Annotated in this window: 16 protein-coding genes; 8 read left to right on the top strand and 8 right to left on the bottom strand. The window is 71.8% G+C overall.

Features of this window, described 5'->3' with window-relative positions; all coding sequences use genetic code 11:
• Positions 1-335: 335 nt before the first annotated feature.
• Positions 336-1709 carry a S41 family peptidase gene (locus ACF08B_RS25410; protein ID WP_392319540.1) on the top strand — a complete coding sequence of 458 codons (1374 nt, stop codon included), beginning with the start codon at positions 336-338 and terminating at the stop codon, positions 1707-1709.
• 6 nt (positions 1710-1715) lie between these two features.
• Here the strand turns inward: ACF08B_RS25410 and ACF08B_RS25405 are convergent, their stop codons facing one another.
• From ACF08B_RS25405 to ACF08B_RS25385, 5 genes are all read right to left on the bottom strand, one after another.
• Positions 1716-3194, bottom strand: coding sequence for a glutamate--cysteine ligase (locus ACF08B_RS25405; RefSeq protein ID WP_392163901.1), 1479 nt, complete (start codon positions 3192-3194; stop codon positions 1716-1718).
• A gap of 241 nt (positions 3195-3435) precedes the next feature.
• Positions 3436-4344, bottom strand: coding sequence for a hypothetical protein (locus ACF08B_RS25400; RefSeq protein ID WP_392319539.1), 909 nt, complete (start codon positions 4342-4344; stop codon positions 3436-3438).
• 1 nt (position 4345) lies between these two features.
• Positions 4346-6004: a hypothetical protein gene (locus ACF08B_RS25395; RefSeq protein WP_392319538.1), complete on the bottom strand. Its 1659-nt coding sequence runs from the start codon at positions 6002-6004 to the stop codon at positions 4346-4348.
• 306 nt (positions 6005-6310) lie between these two features.
• Positions 6311-7930 carry a hypothetical protein gene (locus tag ACF08B_RS25390; protein WP_392319537.1) on the bottom strand — a complete coding sequence of 540 codons (1620 nt, stop codon included), beginning with the start codon at positions 7928-7930 and terminating at the stop codon, positions 6311-6313.
• A 539-nt stretch (positions 7931-8469) separates the two neighbouring features.
• Positions 8470-9681 (bottom strand): hypothetical protein, encoded by a 1212-nt coding sequence (locus ACF08B_RS25385; protein ID WP_392319536.1) that lies wholly within the window; start codon positions 9679-9681, stop codon positions 8470-8472.
• A 233-nt stretch (positions 9682-9914) separates the two neighbouring features.
• On the opposite strand from ACF08B_RS25385, the gene ACF08B_RS25380 reads away from it, so the two are divergent.
• Positions 9915-10100, top strand: coding sequence for a hypothetical protein (locus ACF08B_RS25380; RefSeq protein WP_392319535.1), 186 nt, complete (start codon positions 9915-9917; stop codon positions 10098-10100).
• Positions 10101-10347: 247 nt separating this feature from the next.
• Positions 10348-11469: a LacI family DNA-binding transcriptional regulator gene (locus ACF08B_RS25375; protein ID WP_392319534.1), complete on the top strand. Its 1122-nt coding sequence runs from the start codon at positions 10348-10350 to the stop codon at positions 11467-11469.
• 15 nt (positions 11470-11484) lie between these two features.
• On the opposite strand, the gene ACF08B_RS25370 is transcribed toward ACF08B_RS25375, so the two are convergent.
• The 3 genes from ACF08B_RS25370 to ACF08B_RS25360 all read right to left on the bottom strand — a co-directional run bounded on the left by ACF08B_RS25370 (position 11485) and on the right by ACF08B_RS25360 (position 15164).
• Complete coding sequence (locus tag ACF08B_RS25370; protein WP_392319547.1) at positions 11485-12195, bottom strand: sulfite exporter TauE/SafE family protein; 711 nt, start codon at positions 12193-12195, stop codon at positions 11485-11487.
• Entirely contained in the window at positions 12192-13697 is a 1506-nt protein-coding gene (locus tag ACF08B_RS25365; RefSeq protein ID WP_392319533.1) for an amidohydrolase family protein, read from the bottom strand. Before ACF08B_RS25365 ends, ACF08B_RS25370 begins: the two co-directional genes overlap by 4 nt.
• A gap of 66 nt (positions 13698-13763) precedes the next feature.
• Positions 13764-15164 carry a uracil-xanthine permease family protein gene (locus ACF08B_RS25360; RefSeq protein ID WP_392319532.1) on the bottom strand — a complete coding sequence of 467 codons (1401 nt, stop codon included), beginning with the start codon at positions 15162-15164 and terminating at the stop codon, positions 13764-13766.
• 347 nt (positions 15165-15511) lie between these two features.
• Here ACF08B_RS25360 and ACF08B_RS25355 point away from each other — a divergent pair, with 347 nt between their 5' ends.
• The 5 genes from ACF08B_RS25355 (at position 15512) to ACF08B_RS25335 (ending at position 20091) form a co-directional block, all read left to right on the top strand.
• A complete protein-coding gene (locus ACF08B_RS25355) occupies positions 15512-16216 on the top strand; it encodes an SDR family oxidoreductase (RefSeq protein WP_392319531.1) in 705 nt (234 codons plus the stop codon).
• Positions 16217-16352: 136 nt separating this feature from the next.
• Positions 16353-17012, top strand: a complete 660-nt coding sequence (locus ACF08B_RS25350) for a transcriptional regulator (RefSeq protein WP_392319546.1) — start codon at positions 16353-16355, stop codon at positions 17010-17012.
• Positions 17013-17044: 32 nt separating this feature from the next.
• Complete coding sequence (locus tag ACF08B_RS25345; RefSeq protein WP_392319545.1) at positions 17045-18010, top strand: threo-3-hydroxy-L-aspartate ammonia-lyase; 966 nt, start codon at positions 17045-17047, stop codon at positions 18008-18010.
• Between the two features lie 108 nt (positions 18011-18118).
• Complete coding sequence (locus ACF08B_RS25340; RefSeq protein WP_392319530.1) at positions 18119-18313, top strand: hypothetical protein; 195 nt, start codon at positions 18119-18121, stop codon at positions 18311-18313.
• Positions 18314-18486: 173 nt separating this feature from the next.
• Complete coding sequence (locus tag ACF08B_RS25335; RefSeq protein ID WP_392319529.1) at positions 18487-20091, top strand: ABC-F family ATP-binding cassette domain-containing protein; 1605 nt, start codon at positions 18487-18489, stop codon at positions 20089-20091.
• The last annotated feature ends 34 nt before the right edge of the window (positions 20092-20125 follow it).

Below are 20125 nucleotides of genomic sequence, written 5' to 3'. Positions count from 1 at the left end.
TCGTCGGTTGTCGACGCTCCGCGTCGCCGCCCTCCTCCGCCTTGCGGCTGCACGCACCACGCCCCGCTCGGGCCGGCCGACAAGGCACCGTGAGCTAGGCCGGCCTGATCCAAACGACAGGCCCTGGCCCGGCCCACCAGGGATCACAGGGTGCCGCCGAGCCGCGTGACGTCGAACCGGGCCTGGTGGGGACCGCCTCTTTCCGTCCAACTCGTCGGCGGTGCCGCTCCGTCGGCGGGCGGTTGGCCGGTGACCCGAGGATGCGGACCGGTGGCCGGGGGGTGCGGGCGTCGGTCACCCTGGTGGCCCGTGATCCCGTACCGGAAGGACAGACCGTGCGCATCGTCATGGCCGTCGCCGCCGCCCTGACCCTCGCCGCCGGAGCCGTACCGGCCAAGGCCGCCGAGCGACCCGGACCGCCCGGCACCGACGGGGTGTGGCGCACGGACGGATACGGCACCGTCCTCGTCCTCGGCGGGGGAGCGCTGCGCGAGTACCAGACGACGTCCCTGACCTGTGTCAGGGGCGACACCGCGCGGCGCACCGGGCCCGGTACCTACACGACGGCGGCCGGCACCGTCCTGACCGTACGGACCACGCACGACCCGGACCGAGCCCGGCTCACCGCCGACACCTCGACGGGCCACCGGGGGCTGCGCCGGATGCCGGCCCTTCCCGCCGCCTGCGCGCGGCCGGCGGCCACCGACCCGCGCACGTCCTTCGACATCCTCTGGCAGACCTTCGAGGAGAACTACCCGTTCTTCGCGCGAAAGGGCGTCGACTGGCACGCCGTACGGGACCGCTACCGGCCGCGGGTCCACCGGGACACCACCGGTGACCAGCTGTTCGAGATCTTCAGCCGGATGCTCCGTCCCCTGTACGACGCCCATGTCGCGCTGCGGTACGGTGACCGCGTCCTCAGCGAGATACGCCCCGGCACCGCGCGGCCCACCCCGGAACTGGACGCCAGGACCAAGGAGTTCGTCGTCGCCCGGGACCTCCGGCCGGTCTCCGGCCGCCAGGACTTCGGCGCGGGCCGGATCACCTACGCCGACCTGCGGGGCGATCTCGGCTACCTGCGGATCTCCGGCTTCGGTGGCTACACCGGCGCGGACGCGCCACATTCCGCCGAACGGGCCGTACTCGACCGGGCGTTGGACACCGTCCTCACCCGCGACCGCACCCGGCGCCTGCGCGGCCTGATCATCGACCTGCGCGTCAACGACGGCGGTTCCGACACGCTCGGCATCCGCATCGCCGAGCGGCTGACCGACACGCCCTACACCGCCTACGCGAAACGCGCCCGCAACCACCCCGCCGACCCCGCCCGGCACACCCGGCCCGAACCCGTACGGGTCCGCCCGGCCCGCGCACCCCGCTACGGCGGCCCCATCGCCGTACTCACCGGCGGATCGACGGTCAGCGCGGGCGAGACCTTCACCCAGGCGCTGATGGACCGGCCCGGCCGTACCGTGCGCATCGGACAGTCCACCCAGGGCGTCTTCTCGGACGTGCTGGTCCGCCACCTCCCCGACGGCATGCTCTTCGCGCTGCCGAACGAGGAGTACCTGACCCGCACGGGCCGCACCTTCGACGGCGCCGGCATCCCGCCGCAACTGGCCGAACCGGTCTTCACCGAGGAGGAGTTCGCGCAGAACCGGGACTCGGCGTTCGACCGGGCGGTGCGCCTCCTGGCGAGGCACCGCTGACCGGGGTCAGTCCACCGGCCAGGTGTGTGCCGGGGCGTTGAGGTGCATGTAGTCCATGTACAGCTGTGCCATCCGCCGCAGTGCCTCATGACGGCCGGTACGCCCGGTCGTCTCGAAACGGTGGAACATCTCCTTCTGCCACACGGCTCCGTTGCGCGCCGTCACACAGCGCTGCTCGATGATCCCGAGCAGCGGCTCCCGCCACGCCGCGTCCATGCCCGAGTGTTCCAGGCCGCGGTGCGCGAGCGGCAGCAGCCTGCGCAGCACCAGCTCCGGTACCGGCACCTCGCCCATCCCGGGCCAGTACAGGAGGGCGTCGATGCCGTTCCGGGCGGCATTGTGCAGGTTGTCCTCGGCGGCCGCGAAGGACATCCGCGACCACACCGGCCGGTCCTCCTCCACCAGGGCCCGGGTGAGCCCGTAGTAGAAGGCGCCGTTGGCGAGGGTGTCGGCGACGGTCGGCCCGGCCGGCAGCACCCGGTTCTCCACGCGGATGTGCGGCACGTCGTGGGCGACGGCGTAGACGGGCCGGTTCCAGCGGTAGATGGTGCCGTTGTGCAGGGTGAGCTCGCCCAGCTCGGGGATGTCACCGCGGTCCAGGGTCTCCGCCGGGTCCTGTTCGTCGCACAGCGGCAGGAGTGCCGGGAAGTAGCGCAGGTTCTCCTCGAACAGGTCGAAGACGCTGTTGATCCAGCGCTCGCCGAACCACACCCGGGGCCGCACCCCCTGGACCTTGATCTCCTCCGGGCGGGTGTCCGTGGCCTGCTCGAACAGCGGGATACGGGTCTCGTGCCACAGTTCCTTGCCGAACAGGAACGGCGCGTTCGCGGCCAGCGCCACCTGGACGCCGGAGATGGCCTGCGCCGCGTTCCAGTACGGGGCGAACTCCTCCGGTGACACCTGGAGATGGAACTGCGTGCTCGTGCAGGCGGCCTCCGGGGTGATGGTGTCCGCGTAGGTCCGCAGCCGGTCGACGCCGTCGACCTCGATGCGCAGATCCTCGCCCCGGGCCGCGAACACCTGGTCGTTGAGCAGCCGGTAGCGGGGGTTCTCCGACAGCGAGTCCTCCCCGATGTCCTGCTGCCGCAGGGTGGGGAGGATGCCGACCATGATCAGCCGGGTGCCGACCGACCGGGCGCGCTCGTCGGCGTGGTTGAGCGCGGCGCGGATCTCCGACTCCCAGGCGTCCGGGCCGCCCGCCGTGAGGCGCCGCGGCGGGACGTTGATCTCCAGGTTGAACCGGCCCAGCTCGGTGGACCAGGCGGGATCGGAGATGGCCTCCAGCACGTCGCTGTTGCGCATGGCCGGCTCTGCGTCGTCGTCCACCAGGTTCAGCTCGATCTCCAGGCCGACCTGGGGCCGCTCGGACTCGAACCGTTCGTCGCGCAGCATCTGGGCCAGTGCGTCCAGGCACTCCTGCATCTTGATCCGGTACCGGCGGCGGTCCTCGCGGGTGAAGACGAGCGCCGGGACGTCCCGTCCCATCGGCCCTCCAGGAATCCCCTCGTCGGGCACCTCTCCCCCCAAGCGTCGCACCATCGCGCGAACCGCACCAAGCGGATGCCGACCGGACCCGGGTGATCAAGGGGCACGCAGGCGGACCGGCCGGGAGCCCGGATTCCTGATTCGTGCCTGCTCATACGGCATCTCCGCCTTCCGTCACAAGATCACTTATGAGTAGCGTGGCGGTGGTGGCGGAAAATGGCTGCGGAAGTCGAGGGCGCGGTCACCCCATGCATGCCTGGCGCTCCTGGGGCACGGACAGGCAGTGGACATCCTCACCCGCCGACGGCTCCTCGCTCACCAGACGGAAGACGTCCTTCGGGACGGTGAAGAGGGCGACCCGGGAAGCCGGCATGACGACGTGGCCGACCTTCCGTTCCAGCACCGCTTCCTGCCCTTGCTCGCCCACTCGATAGAGACCGATGGGCACCGTCGCGCCGACCGGGTAGCCGAACACCGCGATCTTTCTGGTGCGCTCCCACTTCTCCAGGGCTGCCGCACCCGGTTCCCAGCTCAGCGGTACCTCATAGCTGGTCTCGACCGTGCCGGCCTTCGCTGTCAGAGGCAGTCGGCCGGCGAGGGCGACGGACTTGCGAGCCGGGTCGGCGGGCAGAAACCGCCAGAATGCGCTCTCCTGAAGATCGTCACCGGCGTCCTCGACGTCGATGGTGCGCCCGTCGAACAGGGCGTTATCGTCGGGAGACGCGGCGTGATCCTTCGCCACATGTCGCACCGGCACGGTGTATTGACGTCCTCCCGCCCGCACCGTGATCGTGACCGGCTTGTCCTTCGGGAAACCGGACAGGCAGAGCAGGGTCTCTCTGCCCAGGCGGACCGTGACCTTGTCGGCCATTGCGACATAGGACGACACCCAGGCCAGCGGGTGGCCGGCCGAAGGCCGGTGCTTGATCAGGGCCAGGTCGTCGACACAGCCGTGCGGACCGGCGCCGCTCATCCCCATGTCGAACTGCTGGGCAAGCAGCAGTTCCAGGGCTGACGCCGTCGGACTGGCGGTGGTCGTGGAGAGCGCGGCTGCCTTTGTGGTGGGCGGCGCCGGGGAATGGCGTTGTGCCTGGCAGCCCAGAAGGAGAACGCACGCCCCGGCGAGCCACCCAGCCAGTTGCCTGTTCATGTCACCTCGTTTCTCGTCCGACCGCGCCGCAGCGTCTTTCGGCGCCGGACAGCTGGGTCGTGAAAGCCTGTTCGAGCTGGTGGTGGAGCTGAGGGCTCGTCCTGCCCGCGCGTTCGGCCGCGGCCAACTGGGCCAGGGCGTCCTGCGTGGCGGTGCGGCCGGTTCGAAGGTCGCAGCGGGCCAGGCTCCAGGTCGCCAGCAGGCCGTGCCAGACAGCTCGCTGCTGCAGATCCTGCCCGTTCGCGATGGCCAAGCGGATGTATCGGATCGCTGATGTCACGTCGCCCCGGTCGTTCGCGTTGACGGCGGCGATGGCCGCCGCCAGCGCCCGGATGTCGGTGGAGCCGGTGATGTCCGGCGCCTTCAACGCTGTTGCCACGGCCCGTCGCACCGCACCGTTGTCCTTGGCCAGATGGGCGGTGATACGGCACTGTTCGACCTGCGCAAGGTTCACCGTGGCCCTGAGCCGTCCCAGTTCGCCCAACCGGCGGTCCTGGCTCAGGGCGCGCAGGGCTCGGGAGACGTCGGCGAGATCTCTGCCGTTGACGGTCCCCGGCTCGCAGCCCTGTGCGCCGTTCCGGGCCCGCAGATAGGCGTTGTACTGCAGGCTGAGCGCGGCACGCCGGCCGGCCGCGGAGCCGGCGTCGATGGTGAGGTAGTCGGTGCGCGCCTGCCGCAGCAGCTTCTGCCGACCGTCTGCCGGCTCGCCCACGGCCTGCGCTTCGGCGGCATGGCCATGGAACAGCCGCAGCAGGTCGAGGGGTACCAAGGAGTCGGTGTCGCTCCGCCGCGTCGGGTCGAGCAGACCGTTCAGAATGTGGACAGCCCGGGCGGGGCGGCCGTTGCGCCACGTGTCCAGTGCGTCCATGAACTGCGCCAGGGCTCCGATCTGCCGCGTCAGCTCCGTGCGAAGTTGAGCCCGTCCTTGCGCCGACTCCCAGCCGCGTGCCATGAGGATCGGTGCGCCCAGGAACCAGCTCGCGAGTTCGGGTGCGTCGGGGACCTGGTCGGCCCTGACGTAGACGGCCGGCCGCAGTGTGGTCTGGCCGGCCGGGTCCGTGGCCACCAGACCGCTCACCACGATCTCGGCGTCGCTCTCGTCCGCGAACCTGGAGGTCTCGTGCTCCAGTGTGTCGCGGTGTGCTTCCTCCAGTTGAGTGAGCGGCAGCGAAACCTCGCCGGTGTAGTCGCGTACGGCGCCGGCGGTGGGGATCCGTCCCGCCATGGCATGGGTGAAGTCTGCCGCGACATCGGTCAGTACTCGTCTGTCCGGCCGTCCGTCGTGGCCGGCGAAACCGACTACGGCCACGTCACGCGCCCCGCTCATCCGGGTGAGAGGGGGCGGCGGGGGACGGAACGCGAAGAGCACCGCCACGCTGCCGAGGAAAAGACCAGCGGCTACGGCCCACACCAGCAGTCGGGCCCGCCGCGGACTCGGCCCGAATCTGTCCCTGATGACGGCACGCACGGCCACCAGGTAGCCGGCCAGAGCTGCGAGAACGACCAGTACGAGCGGTACGGGGGACAGCGCGGAGCCCGACTTCTCCACCACGAGGAGTGCCCCGGGCACACAGGCCGCGAACAGCCCGAGCAAGGACCAGACCCACAGGGACAGACCGCTCTCACCGGCTGCGGGTTCTTCCCGCGGCTGATCCGGCAACACCCCTCCTCACCTGTGCGAGTGCGTACAAGCCAGCACGGTAGAGGTGCCGACGGACGCCGATGGTGAGCGGCGCGCCTGCCCTTCACCTTCGCCGCAGGTCTTCGCCGGTTCGCAGGACGGCGCCCCTGCCCCGCCACGAGGCGCCCTGACGGGCGGTGCGGGATCGAGTCCTCCTTCCCCTTCCGGCAATGGGGTTCAGCGAGAGTGGGCCACGTCCCGGCCGGACCGACCGAGGCGAGGCCGTGAACGGGTGGGGCCGACAGCAGCGGCACACGGCTCGTATCGTCCCGCAAGCCGGCACGATCATGGGCGGGACGGCCGGGCTCCGGCCTTCGAGCGGAAGCGCTCCTCGATCTCGGTGAACTCCGTCTCGTAGTCGTAGCCGCCTTCCGGCAGCGCCTCGCGCAGAGGGCCGAGGTCGGCGGGACGCAGGAGACGGAAGGCATTGTCGGGCAGGAGGACGAGAAGCTCCGCCGTGTGAGCGGCCAGCCAGTCCGTGCGGCCCAGTTCCAGGGCCAGGCGGAGGAGGCCTATGACAGCGGAGGGGCGGCGGGCGGCGGTGGCGGGAAGCCCGACGTCCAGGAGGTACTGGTGGAGAGAACCCAGGGGGTCGGCCTCGTCGAGCGACCGGAGCCACCCCCAGGTGTGCGCGGAGCGGCCCACCTCGGCCAGACCCACGATGACGGCGCGGTCGTCCGCCCCTTCGTCTTCGTCGACCTGGTCGGTACCCACTCGCAGAGCGTCGAGCGCGGCGCCCAGCTCACTGCCACCTCTTCCCAGGATCTGCTGCGCACAGTCCGCGAGCGCCCGCCTCAGCGGGGCACTGCCGGCGATGTGGGGCAGCTTCGCCAGCCGAGACACGATCGAATGGAGATCCGTGTCCGACAACACAGGTGCGTCATGGGTCAGTTGACGGATCAGAGACTCGGTGAAGAGCATTCCCTCGCGCGGCGAGAGTACGGCCGAGGCGTTCAGACAACTCTGGTACAACTCGGGCAGTGCCTCGGAGGAGTCCTGGTCGCGGGTGAGCAGGGCGACCAGCATCCGGGCCGCCGAGCCGACACCCCGCTTCTCGTCGACGACGTAGGCGCGTAGCGAGCCCGGCAAACTCCGCAACACGGGGTGGACGGCGTTCAACAGGAGTTCCGCGTCACGGTCGCCGACGAATGTCACCCGCCGTATCACATCCGACACCTCGTCACCGGCCCCCTCCACGTGCAACACCCCTTCCTGCCTCCCGAGAATCCAGCTGAGCTCGTGCGAGGCGGCGGGCACAGCCCGCGTACCGACGAGCAGATCCGGCTGATGGTTCGATCGCCGGATCCGCTCCAGGCGGAGCATGGACGTGTACAGGTTCCAGGACTCGGTGGACATGTGGGACTGCCACGCCATCGCGTGCCTGCGCCATCGGTCGGCCGGGTCGGCCGTGCCGAGGTAGTCCGACGCACGCACCTCACCCGCTACCAGCGTGCCGATCAGCAGCAGGTTCGCGCTGTAGACGGCGTCGCGGTACGCCCTGGTCTGGCGTGTCGGTGCATGCGGGTGGTCGGTGCGGTGGGTGGCCTCCCACGGCACTTCCCGGAACAACTGGACGAGCAGACCCGACAGCCCCGCCCGCTCCTCGTCCGGCCAGGTGTCAAGCATGTCGGCGAGATTCTGCACGACCTGCGCCCGGTCGGTCAGCGGAGTGAAGGACAGCAGTGCGTACAACTCGGCGTCATCCGGCAGTCGTTCTCCTTCCCGGAACCGCGTCGGCAGAAGGAGCAGCGCGTGGTCGAGCAGCCGAGCGGTCAAATACTCACCGAAGGTGGCGTGCACGAACTCGTAACTGCGCAACCGCTGGTCGGCGATGACGGCCTGGGCCTCATGAACGAAGAAGAACCGTCCGAACAGGAGGTCGTCGTCCGTTGCCTTGCCCGCCAAGCCCGCAGATCGCTCTCCGCCTGCGCGCCGGTGACGGCCTGGGTACCCCGTTGGAACATCCCGAGAGCGATCACCGACAGCCAGTGCAGTTCTCGCACGATCTCGGCGTGCACCGGATGGGGGCCGTCCTTGACCAACTGCCGGCGGACGAATGCCGTAAGCAACCGGTCGTACAGTTCGGTGCGGCTGATGTTCTCTTCGCGCAACCGGTGCAGGGCGTTGTCGTCCGCGTCGTACAGGGCGAGCATCAGCAGCAGCAGTGGCTGCGCCGCCAGATGCCGGTGGGGGAGGAGAACATCCTGGGAGAGGGGGCTCAGGCCGCGTCGTTTCAGGTACACCCGGTTCGTCGTGTTCCAGGCCGTGAGCCACTGCTCGATGCGCGTGGAGCTGCGCCACATGCCCGCGGACAGCGACCTGCAGTCTCGGGCTCGGCGAACGGCTCCAGACGCAGCACCGGGCAGCCCCTGGGGATCTCCGCCCGGTGAGCCACCACCGTACGGCTCGTCACCACCACGACCAGCGGTCGGCCCTGCTCGGCCTCACGGCGCATGAAACTGCTCGACATCCAGCAGATAGCCCGACTGCCGCGCGGAGTCCATCCGCTGGGCGCCCGCCTGCAGCAGCTCGTCGCCCGCCCCGGGCTGGCCGAGCACCAGGAGGGGGCTCAGCAGAGCGGGAAGACCGAGTAAGTGAGAGGCGAAAAAGCTCTCGATGTCCTCGTATAGCGGTTGGTCCTCCCACCACTTGTCGGAGGCAACGCCCTGCTGGACACCCTCCGCACCCGGTTCTGCCAGCCGGAAGCGGGGGTGTACATAGCCGTCAGCCAGCCTCGGCGCTTCCGGTCCACGACCGTCGAGCGAGGCGATCGACTCGTCAAGAAGGGCGCGCGCCGATGGCGGCAGCGCATCCTGGCCCGCGAACTCGGCGAGCAGCGATCCCAGGCCGGCCAGCCCCCTGCGGGGGACGGCTGTCTGGACAGGACGGCGAGTGGGCAACCCGGCCGACAACCCGAACTCGGGGCACATCTCGGCGAGTGGCCGGGCGCGAGCCACGTAGTCGGCGAGCAGGTCCCGCATCTCCAGGTCGTCCAGTCCCGCGCGTTCCATCGCTTCCCGCAGCACCGGGTCATCAGGCAGCTCGGCGCTGCCCTCGGTCCGCCCGTACGCCCGCGGCGCACCGTTGACCAGCAACCCCATGTCGTCCCACCTGCGCTGACGTGCGAGGGCCACCGCGACCAGGATGACCCGGGCAGCATGGACCAGCATGGCCCGCCGCACACCGTGCGCTGCCCGAACCCGCTCCGGATAGCCCTTCAACAGGGCGCCCAGCACACGGTCCTGGTCCTCCCTCTTGTACAGCAGCTCGTACATGGACTGCGGGCCGTCCTCGATCCTGCCCCTCAGGACGCGCACCGCTTCGGGCACCTCCATGGCGGAGGCCTCGAAGACATCGACCACCGCCGTGTCGGGCACGTGCGGTGTGGGCGCCCGGCGTTCTCGCTGCGGAGAAGCATCGAAGGCCCGCTCCAGCTCGGCGTGGCGTCCTTTCCACCAGTCCTCGTCCAGCCGCATACCCGGAGGCGGCGGTGGCGGACCCGCCCCCGCACAGTCCTTCTCGCGCTGTTCCCTGCACAGTTCAAGGATCACGCGCACGACCCCGAACTCCGGAGGACTCCGCCGCGCCCCTCCGAGCAACCCCGAGACCGTGTTCTTCTCCAGGTTGAGCGACTTCGCGATCCGCGTCTGCGGCACCTTGCACGCCTGGACAAGCCGTCGAAGCTCCGCGCAGAAGTCCGCGACGGGTCCCGTGACTGACGCAGCCAACTCCCCACCCCTATGCGCGGTTCGGTGAACTTCTCCGAAGAGTACGACCTGACCTGCGGCTTCCGCCGCGAGTTCGCCGGGATTCGGGGCCGACCCAGTACGCGGCCGGGCCGGGTCAAAGTCGTGGGCACTCAACCGACCACCGCACCCGGAGAGACACCATGACGTTCCTGACCCCCCAGCTGACCGCCGCGCCCGTCCTCCTTCCCCTCCTCGTCTTCCTGTCCTTCTACGTCGGGGTGGTCCTCCCCGCCGTGTGGTCCCGCAAGCCCGTCCGCCGGCAGGCGGCGCTCAGGGTACTCACCCAGCTGCTCGGCGCCCTGCGTCTCAGGCGCCGAGGACGCTGACGCGGACGGGCAGCACCGGTACGGCATGGAGGTCGCACGCGGCCCGCACGAACGGCGAGTACCGGTGCCTGCGGCAGAGCAAGAAGAGTGGAGCTGAGATCGGCGTCGCGTCATCGGCCGGGACTCTCCGTGACCGGGGCACGCTCATGGGCGCCCTTTACCAGTGGGGGCGCGCCCTCGACCGAGTGCGGTGGGGCGGCCCGAGGGCGCAGGTTCCGGCGACCGGCGGGTGAGGCAAGATGGGCGCATGACCATGCCCCGAGGCGACCGCCGGCCCACGATCGCCGACGTCGCCGAGGCGGCGTCGGTGTCGCGCACCACGGTGTCCCACGCTCTCAACGGCATCGGCAAGGTCGACCCCCGCACCCGCGAGCGGATCAAGCGGGTCGCGGCGGAGCTGGGATACCGCCCCAACCTGCGCGCCCAGCGGCTGCGCCGGGGCCAGGCCAGGGCCATCGCGCTCGCCTCCTCCATGCCCTTCGCGGTGGCCGGCGGCCCCTCGCGCCTCGGGTTCTACATGGAGGTGGCCGCGGCGGCCGCCGAGCGGGCCCTCGTCCACGAGTACGCCCTCGTGCTGATCCCGCCCGTGCGGTCCGCGTCCGCCCTGTACTCGGTGGACATCGACGGCGCGATCGTGGTCGAACCCGAGGCGGACGACCCGGCCGTGGCCCAACTGCGCGAGCGCGGCCTGCCGTACGTCGCCCTGGGCCGGCCCACCGGCCCCGACGACGACGCACCCTACGTGGACCTGCACGGCGGCAAGGTCGTCGACCTGCTGCTGGAGCACCTGCGCGCGCAGGGCGCCCGGCACCCCGCGCTCGTCGTCGGCGCGGGCACCCGCCACTCCTCGGTCGACGCCCGCGCGGCCTACGAACGGGCGGCGGCCGCACACGGCTGGCCGCCGGTCGTCGCCTGCGCGCCGGAGGACGGCGGCGAACAGGCCGGATACGAGCGCTGTGCCGCGCTGCTCGCCGAACACCCGGACGTCGACGCGCTGTGCGTCCTCGTCGACGCCTTCGCCGTCGGTGCCGTACGGGCGCTGCGCGAGGCGGGACGCCGCGTACCCGACGACGTCATGGTCGTCACCCGGTACGACGGACTGCGGGCCCGGACCTGCGAGCCGCCGCTCACCGCGGTCGACCTGCGCCTGGACCGGGCCGCCGGGGATGCGGTGGAGCTGCTGCTCGCCCGGCTGGGCGGCGGACGGCCCCTCGGCGAGGGGGAGTCGCCGGCCGCCGGGCGCGTGACGCCCGCGCCCGAGCCCCGGCTCATCCCGCGTGCCTCGTCGCTGCGCCGGCCGCACCCGGCCGGCCCCGACGACCGGGCGGTGCCGGGCCCGGCCGGGGGACCGGAACGGACCGCCGACTGAGGCGGACCCGCCCCGTCAGGTGCCCGCCATCAGCACCACCCCCGACACCAGCGCGAAGACGAGGACGAAGGCGCGCATCCTCCGCGTGTCCACGCGCTGGTGCACCAGCCGGCTCAGCCAGGCCCCCGCCGCGAGCGCGGGCAGCAGCAGCAGCGCCCAGCCCATGTCCGCCGCGCGGCCCCGCCCGGTGACGAACAGCAGGCAGAGGGAGGCGACTTCGCCGACCAGGAAGCAGACGGCGACCGTGGCCCGCAGCTCCCCGGGCGGCCGGTGCTGGTAGACGAGGGCGAGGGGCGGCCCGCCCACCCCGGTCGCCGTCTCCGTCAGGCCGGTGACGAGCCCGGCGCCCATGTAGGCGCCGGGCCCCGGCGCGAAGGCGGGCACGACCAGGCTGACCACGGCCGCCAGTACGGTGGCCGCCCCGACCACGGCCCCGAGGTCGCCCTCCGGGATCACCCACAGCAGCGCCAGTCCCGCCGGCGTCGCCGCCAGCCGGGCCGCCGTGATCCACCGGGCGCCGCGCAGGTCGAGGCTGCGCCGTTCGCGCCAGGCGACGTACAGGTTGAGCGGGATCATCGCCGTCAGCACGAACACCGGCAGCAGACCCGGGTCGAGCAGTCCCGCGACCGGGGCCACGATCAGCGCGAACCCCAGGCCGCTGGCGCCCTGCACGAACGCGGCCGCCGCGACGGTCAGCGCCAGTACCGCGAGCATGCCGCCGCTCATCGCGGACAGCCCTCGGGACACGCGGGATCCGTGACGGGGGCGGCGGCTGTCGCTACGGCGACCCCTGCCGCGTCGGGGGAGGAGCCGGGGCACGGGGAGGGCGCCGTCGCTCCGCGGTTCCTCGCGGCCACCGAGGTCGGGTGGGCCCGGACCACCTGGGCCCGCCTTACCACCCGCCGGCCCAGCTCGGCGGCCCGGCGCACCAGGGCCGGGCCGTCCCAGTCCGGCGGCCAGCCCCGCCACAGCCGCAGCCGGCCGGCGACGAACACCGCGGTGAGCTGGTCCCGGTTGCCCCGCCGGACCAGCTCCCAGGGAAGGTCCCAGGACGGCTGCATCTCCGGCCCGCCGACGTCCACGAGCAGGAAGTCCGCGGCGGCGCCCGGGGCGACGCGCCCGGTGAGCCCACCGAGTCCGGCCGCGTCGGCACCGCCCGCGGTGGCCCGTTCCAGCCAGGTCCAGCCGGCACCGCAGGACGAGTCGCCGCTGGCCAGGCCGTAGGTGAGCCGCTGTGCGAACTCGGCCGCGTCCGCGAGCCGGAAACCGTCCCCGCGCGTGCCGTCCGTGCCCAGCCCGAACCGGACACCACGCTCGGCGAACGCGGTCGCCGGGGCGACCGCGTTGCCCTTCCAGGCGCTTGCCACCGGGTTGTAGCTCACCGCGGCGCCGCTGTCGGCGAGCAGCGTCACCTCCGACGGCGTGAGCAGCGTGGCGTGCGCGGCCAGCAACTGCGGCCCGAGCGCGCCGACTCGGTGCAGGTGCTCCAGCGGCCGCAGCCCGTGCCGGACCAGGGACCGCTCGACGGCGACGAGGTGTTCGTTCACGTGGATCTGCACCACCGATCCCGCCTCGGCGGCGAGCCGTGCCGTGGCCGCCAGGGTGGACGCGGTGGCCGCCTCCGGCACCGACACGGCGAGCGACGGGTGGACGAGGTCGCCGCCGCCGTAGCGCGCCAGATGCCTCTCGGCGGCGGCGAGCACGGCCCGCGGGTCGGCGTCCTCGCCGGTGCCGTCCGAGGCGTCGTTGCAGACGAATCCGAGCACGCAGCGGATGCCCGCGTCCCGCGTGGCCGAGGCCACCACGTCGACGTCCACGGCGGCTCGGGTTCCGGACTCGGCGACGGTCGTGAAGCCGCCCCTCAGCGACTCCAGTGCGGCCAACTTGGCGGCGACATAGGCCGATTCCTCGTCCAGGGCGCGTTCCAGGGGTACCCACACCCGCCGGAAGATCTCCGAGGGCTCCCCGAAGGCGAGGGCGCCGCCGAAGCTCTGGGTCAGATGGTGGTGCGTGTCGACGAAGCCGGGCATCAGCACGTGCTCCGGCAGCCGCACGGGTGTCAGCGACGGGTGGGTACGCAGGAGCCGTTCGACGGGGCCGACGTCATCGAAGACACCGTCCCGCACCAGGACGGCGTGCCGGTCCAGCGGGCCGTCGGGGGTCAGCGTCACGCCGGGGACCAGCAGCAGCGTGTCGTGGCGGAGCAGGTCGTGGGTCGGGTCGGTCATGGGTCTCCGTAGGCTGCGGGCAGAGCTGTGGACGGCTGGTCGTGAGGGGGGTGCGGCAGGCGGCGCTCATACGCGGGCGGCCGGGCCCGGCGCCTCGGCCGGCCGGGCGGTGACGGCCTCGCCACGACGCCCCAGATGGTGGAAGACGACGTTGAGGACGGCCGCGACGAACGCGCCCACGGCGACCCCGCTCTCCAGCAGGATTCGTACACCGGACGGGAATTGGGCGTACACCCCGGGGACGAGGATCGGCAGCAGCCCCAGGGCGAGGGCGACGGCGCAGGTCACCAGGGACGTGTGGTCCTCCAGCCGGGCCCGTTGCAGCATCTGCACACCCAGCACGGTGATCACCGCGAAGACGACCATGGCGGCGCCTCCCACCACCGCGGAGGGCATCACACTGATCGCCCGCGCGACCGGGGTGAGGAAGCCGAGGACGACGAGGACCATGCCCGCGGCGGCCGTCACGTACCGGCTGCGCACGCCGGTGACCCGCACGATCCCGATGTTCTCCCCGCTGGTCACCATCAGCGGCAGCCCGAAGCAGCCGCCGAGCAGAGAGGTCAGCGCGTCCCCGCGTACGGTGCGCGGCACGTCCGAGCGGACGTCGATGTCCTTGCCGACCGCTTCCGCGTTGATGACGGTCTGCCCGGTCGCCTCCGCCATGGACACGAGGCTGTACAGCATGAGCGGCAGCGCCGCCAGCAGGTCGAAGACCGGCGCCCCGAACGGCAACGGCCGCGGTACGCCGATCAGCCCGCCCGAGAGCGCCGCGTCCAGGTGGACCTGACCGAGGGCGAAGGCGAGGCCCGTGCCCCCGGCCAGGCCCAGCAGCACGGCGAGTTGCCGCAGTACGCCGCGCAGCAGCCGGGTGAACAGGACGATCAGACCGATGGTGGCGAACGCCAGCCCCAGTCGCGCGGGATCGCCGAAGCCGGGCGCACCTGGTTGGCCGGTGACCAGCAGCGCGCCGACCTTCACGAGGTTGATCCCGACGATGACGATCATCGTGCCGATGACCAGCGGCGGGAAGAACTTCAGCAGCCGTGCGAACAGCGGCAGCACCAGGAAGGTGAAGGCCGCCGTGAGGATCACCGCCCCGGTGGCCGTACGCAGTCCGTGCTGCTGCGCGATCGCCATGAACAGGATCAGGGGCGCACCGCCCGGCAGCATCACGAACGGCAGTCGTGGCCCGAACTTCCAGGGGCCGAGGGACTGCACGAGCGATCCGATCCCGGACAGCAGCAGGGCCGCCGAGAGCAGATCGACGGTGATCCCGGGGCTGAGCCGCAGGGTGGCGCTCATCAGGAAGATCGCGGAGATGGGGGTCGCCGCCATGACGAGGACGTGCTGGACGCCGAAGACCAAGATCCGGCCGAGGGGCCGGGACTCGTCCACGGGACGGACCACACCGGAGGTGCCGGTGGGCGGGGGAGTGGGCTCGAGGGGATGTGCGGGACTGGACACGCGCGGGCTCCGTTCGGCTCGCTCGGCTCAGGCCTCGACGATCCGGCCGTGGACGGCGGCCAAATCGATTTGGCCACATCGATTTGGCCGCCAGTATGGAGGTGCGTACGGGGGATCGGTCAAGGGGCTGGGGGAGTTCCGCCGACGCGGGAAGGGAGGGAAACGATCACTCGGTGTGCCCGGCCGGCAGCTGGGCGGCCGGGACGCGGCCGGCCGGCCCCGCCGCTCGGAGGCGCCGCCGTGTGCTCGCGTCCGGTCCGCCTCGTGGGCCGTTCCGCTTGCCGTGGGAAACCGATCGGTTTACCGTGGTGGAAACCGATCGGTTTCCTCTCTTCGGAGATATCACCATGACTGCGATCAAGGACTCCGTCGCGCTGGTCACCGGCGGCAGCCGCGGACTGGGCAAGGCGCTGGTCGAGGAGCTGTACGCGCGCGGCGCCGCCAAGGTGTACGCCACCTCCCGCGATCCCCGCGGTGTCTCGCATCCCGACGCCGTACCCCTCGCCCTGGAGGTCACCGACCCGGCGTCCGTCCGGGCCGCGGTGGCCCAGGCCCCGGACGTCACCCTGCTCGTCAACAACGCCGGCGTCTCCCTCGGCGCGACCTCCTTCCTCGACTCGGCGGTCGACGACATCCGTGCGGAGTTCGAGACGAACTTCTTCGGACCGCTGCTGGTTACCCGCGCCTTCGCGCCGGTCATCGAGGGCAACGGGGGCGGGCACCTGCTGAACGTCCACTCCGTGCTCTCCTGGATCGGCCTCGCCGGCTCCTACAGCGCCACCAAGGCGGCCCTGTGGTCGCAGACCAACACCCTGCGCCTGGAACTGCGTCCGCGCGGTATCGAGGTCACCGGACTGCATGTCGGCTACATCGACACGGACATGGCCGCGCACGTCGACGCCCCGAAGTCCTCGCCCGGTGACGTCGCCGCTCTGGCGCTCGACGGCGTCGAGTCCGGCGCGTTCGAGGTCCTGGCGGACGACGTGTCCCGACAGGTGAAGGCGGGGCTCTCGGGAGACCTGGCCGCGATGTACCCGCAACTGGCCGCCTGACGAGCGGCTCCCGCCCCGGCGGGGACTGGACAGCGCCCGGCACGCTCCTTAGTCTTTCCATCCAGAGTTGGACAGGAATTCCAAGGAGGGCCGGGTGCGCGAGTCTTCGGTCGAGGCGTCGCGGGACGGCCTCGGCGTGGCACCCCCGGCACGGCCGGACCTCGCGGAGCCGGACGAGCACCTGATCCGGGAGGCCGAGAAGATCACCGTGGCGCTCGGCCGGATGTTCCCGGGACTGTGCGAGGTCGTGCTGCACGACCTGCGGGACCCGGACCACGCGGTCCGGGCGATCGAGAACAACCTGTCGGGACGTCAGGTCGGCGACTCCGCAACCGAGTTGGGTCTGGCCCGGATCGCCGACCCCGCATACCCCGACGTGGTCCAGAACTACCCCAACCGGTTCCCCGACGGCCGCCCGGCGAAGAGCACGTCCATCGGCATCCGGAACGCCGACGGGGAGTACGTCGCCGCGCTCTGCCTGAATCTCGACGTCTCCGTGCTGTCACCCCTGACGCTCACCCTGGCCAACCTCGTGGCCACCGACACCGCGCACCGGGACCAGCCGCCGGAGACGCTGCGGGACCGCAACGCGCGAGAGCTGCGCCGAACGGTGGAGGAGCTGTGCGCCCGGCGTGCCGCCACCCCCCGGTCGCTGAGCCGCGAGGACAAGAGAGCCCTCGTACGGCAGCTCCACCGGGACGGCCACTTCGACTCGCGGGACGCGGCGCAGACCATCGCCGATCTGCTCGGCGTCTCCCGCGCGACGGTCTACAACTACGCGAAGACGACGCCGTGACCAGCGGCACCACGTGGAAAGAGGACACCGCCATGGCCGCCGCCCTGCCCGTGACGTTCGACGACATCCGGGAAGCCGCCGTACGACTCGAAGGCGTCGCCCACCGCACCCCCGTCCTCACCTCCCGCACCCTCGACGCCCGTGTCGGCGCGGAGGTGTTCATCAAGTGCGAGAACTTCCAGCGCGTCGGAGCCTTCAAGATCCGCGGGGCCTACAACGCCGCCGCCCAGCTCTCCCCGGAACAGCTCGCGAAGGGCATCGCCGCCTACTCCTCCGGCAACCACGCCCAGGCCACCGCCCTGGCGGCCCGCGAGTTGGGCACCAGCGCCGTCATCCTGATGCCCGAGGACGCCCCCCGCTCCAAGCGGGAGGCCACCGCCGGGTACGGAGCCGAGATCGTCACCTACGACCGCTACACCGAGGACCGCACCGCCCTCGGCGAGGCGCTCGCCGAGGACCGTGGTCTCGCCCTGATCCCGCCCTACGACCATCCGCATGTCATCGCGGGCCAGGGCACCGCCGCCCTCGAACTCCTCGATGAGACAGGCCCCTTGGACGCCCTCCTGGTACCCGTGGGAGGCGGTGGTCTCATCGCCGGCAGCGCCATCGCCGCGAAGGCCCTGCATCCCGGGGTCCGGGTGGTCGGCGTGGAGCCCGAAGCGGGCGACGACACCAAACGCTCCCTGGAGAGCGGCGCGCGCGTCACCGTGCCCGTGCCCCGCACCATCGCCGACGGACAGGCCCTGCCCACTCCCGGCGAGATCACGTTCACCATCAACCAGCGCCTGGTGGACGCCGTCACGCTCGTCACCGACGAGGAGATCATCGGCGCCATGCGCTTCGCCTTCGAGCGCCTGAAGATCGTCCTGGAGCCCAGCGGCGCCACCGCTCTCGCCGCGCTCCTGGCGGGCCACCTCGACCTGCCGCCCCGCATCGGCGTCATCGCCTCCGGCGGCAACATCGACACCGAGAGGTTCAGCCGACTCATGAGCGCCTGACGGGGCGCTCCCCGACTCCTCCGGCGCCGGCCGCTCAACCAGGTCCGCCAGGAACCGTGCAACGACCGCGAGCACCGAGGTAGCGACCGTGACCTCTAGGGTCGGGGCATGATCAGTGAATTCAGCGACGCGTTCCTCCTGGAGGCCGAACGGCACGCCGCCTGGGGTGCGGCCCAGCTCGAGGTGCTGACCGGCTTCCTGCCCGATGGTCCGTGGGGCGCCGACCTGCCCGGCGGCAGCGCGGCCGAGGGCCACGACGCGATCGGACGCCTCGCGAAGGTCGAGGTCACGGCACTGCCCTGACGGGATGATCCTCCGTCCCGCGAGACGTGCGCCCGACCGGCGGGAGTGAAAACGAGTACCGCGCTCCGAGCCCCTGCGTTAGCGTGAAGGCATGTCCACGCCCCGAATCTCCTAGCTGAGGACCCGCTTCCACGCCAGAAGTGTGTCCTTTCGCTTATTCGGAGCGTTCCTTCATGATCACCGTTCGTGGTGTCGAGCTGCGCGCCGGCGCGCGCCTGCTGCTCTCCGACATCTCCCTCACCGTCTCCCCCGGGGACCGGATCGGTCTCGTCGGCCGCAACGGCGCCGGCAAGTCCACGCTGCTGACCGCGCTCGCCGGCCGGTCGGCGCCCGCCGCGGGCACGGTCGCCCGCACCGGGCGCGTCGGCTTCCTCGCCCAGGACTCCCGCGCCGCCGACCCCGCCATGACCGTCACCGACCGGCTGCTGTCCGCCCGCGGACTGCACACCGCGCTGCACGCACTGCGCAGGGCCGAGGCCGCCCTGGCCGCGGCCGACCGGCCGGCCGCGCTGGAAGGGGCGATGACCGCCTACGCCCGCGCCGAAGCGGCCTTCCAGGCGGGCGGCGGATACGCGGCCGAGGCGGACGCGGCCCGTGTGGCGGCCGGACTCGGCCTGCCCGAACGTGTGCTGGCGGAACCGGTCGGCGCCCTGTCCGGCGGCCAGCGACGCCGCGTGGAACTCGCCCGGATCCTGTTCGGGGGGACCGACGGCACCCTGCTGCTGGACGAGCCGACCAACCACCTCGACGCCGACTCCCTGACCTGGCTGCGCACCTTCCTCCAGGGCCACCGGGGCGGCCTGGTGGTGATCAGCCACGACACGGACCTGCTCGCCGACGTCGTCAACCGCGTCTTCCACCTGGACGCCACGCGCGCGACGATCGACATCCACAACACCGGCTGGCACACCTACCTGACCCGCCGGGAGGCGGACGCACGGCGTCACACCCGGGAACGGGCGAACGCCGAACGCAAGGCCGCCGCGCTGCGCACACAGGCGGAACGGATGAAGGCCCGTTCCGCCACCGCCACCATGGCCCGGAGCATGACCCGCCGCGCCGACCGCATGCTGGGCGAGCTGGAGCCGGCCCGGCGCGCCGAGAAGACCGCGCGGATCCGGCTGCCGGAGCCGGCCCCGTGCGGGCGCATGCCGCTCGGCGCGATCGGCCTGTCCAAGTCCTACGGCGGCCACCGCGTGCTGGACGGAGTGGACCTGGCGGTGGACCGGGGGAGCCGTCTGGTCGTGCTCGGCCTGAACGGCGCCGGCAAGACCACCCTGCTGCGGGTGCTCGCCGGGGCCGAACGACCGGACGCCGGGCGGGTGGTGCACGGTCACGGGCTGCGCCTCGGCTACTTCGCGCAGGAGCACGACACCCTCGACACCGGCCGTACCGTGCTGGAGAACCTGACCCTGGCCGCACCGCGGCTGGACGCCGGCGAGGCACGGCGCGTCCTGGGCGCGTTCCTGTTCACCGGGGACGACGCGGACAAGTCCGCGGCCGTGCTGTCGGGCGGGGAGAAGACGCGTCTGGCACTCGCCGGACTCGTCCACTCCGGGGCGAACGTGCTGCTGCTGGACGAGCCGACGAACAATCTCGACCCGGCCTCCCGGGACGAGGTCCTGACCGCCGTCGGCTCGTATCCGGGCGCGATCGTCATGGTGACCCACGACGAAGGCGCGCTCGACGCCCTGCGCCCGGACCGCGTCCTGCTCCTGCCGGACGCGGACGAAGACCTGTGGACCGAGGACTACCGCGATCTGGTCACCCTCGGCTGACCCGCGCCCCACGCCCGGCCCGGCGGCCGCCCCA

Origin of the sequence: Streptomyces sp. NPDC015139 (assembly GCF_043079785.1) — a bacterium.
GTDB lineage: Bacteria > Actinomycetota > Actinomycetes > Streptomycetales > Streptomycetaceae > Streptomyces > Streptomyces albidocamelliae.
The sequence above is the reverse complement of the archived record's forward strand: the minus strand, read 5'-3'. Positions and strand labels throughout refer to the sequence as shown.

Coding starts and splice junctions, on each gene's coding strand:
- ACF08B_RS25340 (WP_392319530.1), top strand. CDS start 18,119: ATGATCAGTGAATTCAGCGACGCGTTCCTCCTGGAGGCCGAACGGCAC.
- ACF08B_RS25365 (WP_392319533.1), bottom strand. CDS start 13,697: ATGACCGACCCGACCCACGACCTGCTCCGCCACGACACGCTGCTGCTG.
- ACF08B_RS25380 (WP_392319535.1), top strand. CDS start 9,915: ATGACGTTCCTGACCCCCCAGCTGACCGCCGCGCCCGTCCTCCTTCCC.
- ACF08B_RS25345 (WP_392319545.1), top strand. CDS start 17,045: ATGGCCGCCGCCCTGCCCGTGACGTTCGACGACATCCGGGAAGCCGCC.
- ACF08B_RS25405 (WP_392163901.1), bottom strand. CDS start 3,194: ATGGGACGGGACGTCCCGGCGCTCGTCTTCACCCGCGAGGACCGCCGC.
- ACF08B_RS25335 (WP_392319529.1), top strand. CDS start 18,487: ATGATCACCGTTCGTGGTGTCGAGCTGCGCGCCGGCGCGCGCCTGCTG.
- ACF08B_RS25400 (WP_392319539.1), bottom strand. CDS start 4,344: ATGAACAGGCAACTGGCTGGGTGGCTCGCCGGGGCGTGCGTTCTCCTT.
- ACF08B_RS25370 (WP_392319547.1), bottom strand. CDS start 12,195: ATGAGCGGCGGCATGCTCGCGGTACTGGCGCTGACCGTCGCGGCGGCC.
- ACF08B_RS25375 (WP_392319534.1), top strand. CDS start 10,348: ATGACCATGCCCCGAGGCGACCGCCGGCCCACGATCGCCGACGTCGCC.
- ACF08B_RS25355 (WP_392319531.1), top strand. CDS start 15,512: ATGACTGCGATCAAGGACTCCGTCGCGCTGGTCACCGGCGGCAGCCGC.